This window comes from Leucobacter sp. M11 (assembly GCF_035726885.1).
Lineage (GTDB): Bacteria > Actinomycetota > Actinomycetes > Actinomycetales > Microbacteriaceae > JAPFRB01.
In genome coordinates this window covers 597,570-599,277 of the sequence record NZ_JAPFRB010000002.1, presented here as the reverse complement: position 1 = coordinate 599,277, position 1,708 = coordinate 597,570, and the positions used below count along the sequence as shown (strand labels likewise).

Sequence of the window (1,708 nt, the reverse complement as noted above, 5' to 3'; positions counted from 1 at the left end):
ACGCCAAGATCAAGGACGGCTACACCGATCAGGTGCCCAAGCCGAACCCCTGGCTGTCGATGCTCGGCTTCCTGCTGCCCCTGCTGCTGATCGGCCTGTTCTTCTGGTGGATGCTCTCGTCCATGCAGGGCGGCGGCAACAAGATGATGCAGTTCGGCAAGTCCAAGGCGAAGATGGTGACGAAGGAGACCCCGCAGGTCACCTTCAGCGACGTCGCCGGAGCCGACGAGGCGGTCGAGGAGCTCTACGAGATCAAGGACTTCCTGCAGAACCCGACCCGTTTCCAGGCGGTCGGCGCCCGCATCCCCAAGGGCGTGCTGCTCTACGGCCCGCCCGGCACCGGAAAGACCCTGCTGGCCCGCGCCGTTGCGGGCGAGGCCGGAGTGCCCTTCTACTCGATCTCGGGGTCGGACTTCGTCGAGATGTTCGTCGGCGTCGGCGCGAGCCGCGTGCGCGACCTCTTCAAGGAGGCCAAGGCGAACGCCCCCGCGATCATCTTCATCGACGAGATCGACGCCGTCGGCCAGCGCCGCGGCCAGGGTATGGGCGGCGGCCACGACGAGCGCGAGCAGACCCTGAACCAGCTGCTCGTCGAGATGGACGGCTTCGACCCCAAGGCAAACGTCATCATGATCGCCGCGACGAACCGCGCCGACATGCTCGACCCCGCCCTGCTGCGTCCCGGTCGCTTCGACCGGCAGATCGGCGTGGACGCCCCCGACATGGGCGGCCGCCGCAAGATCCTTGAGGTGCACGCGAAGGGCAAGCCGCTGTCGAAAAACGTCGACCTCGACGTCGTGGCGCGCAAAACCCCCGGCTTTACGGGCGCCGACCTGGCAAACGTGCTGAACGAGGCCGCGCTGCTCACGGCCCGCTCGCACGCCCAGCTCATCGATAACCGCGCCCTGGACGAGGCCATCGACCGCGTGGTCGCGGGCCCCCAGCGCCGCACCCGGGTCATGAAGGACCAGGAGAAGCTGATCACCGCCTATCACGAGGGCGGGCACGCCCTGGTGGCGGCGGCGCTGAACCACACGGCCCCCGTCACGAAGGTCACGATCCTGCCCCGCGGCCGCGCCCTCGGTTACACGATGGTGATCCCGCTGGAGGACAAGTACTCGATCTCCCGGAACGAGCTGCTCGACCAGATCGCCTACGCCCTCGGCGGCCGCGTCGCCGAGGAGCTGGTGTTCCACGACCCGACCACGGGCGCGGGCAGCGACATCGAGAAGGCCACGGACACGGCGCGCAAGATGGTCACCGACTACGGCATGAGCGCCACGGTCGGCCCGATCAAGCTCGGCCAGGGCCAGCCCGGTGCGTTCATGGGCGACTTCGGCCAGAACCGCGACTACTCCGAGGGCGTTGCCCAGCAGATCGACGCCGAGGTGCGCCAGATCCTGGAGCAGGCGCACACCGAGGCGTACCAGCTACTCAACGACAACCGCGATGTGCTCGACCGGCTGACGCTTGAGCTGCTGGAGAAGGAGACGCTGGATCACAACCAGCTCGCCGAGATCTTCCGCGACGTGAAGAAGCTGGCTCCCCGGCCCGTGTGGCTCTCGAACGCCGAGCGCCCCGTTTCGAGCCGGCCCCCGGTCGAGGTGCCCGCCATCGCGCGCACCGACGCCCCGATTGCGGATCAGGCCGCAGCTGCCGCGGCAGCGGGCCCCGAGTCCACGCAGGAGTAGCCGGATGCTGGACCACG

The 1,708-nt window shown here is 68.5% G+C and carries 1 protein-coding gene; it reads left to right on the top strand.

The features are described 5' to 3' along the window. The coding region (ftsH, locus tag OOT08_RS07205) for an ATP-dependent zinc metalloprotease FtsH (RefSeq protein WP_325091921.1) at window positions 1–1,691 on the top strand (1,691 nt) is incomplete at its 5' end. Between the last annotated feature and the right edge of the window lie 17 nt (window positions 1,692–1,708).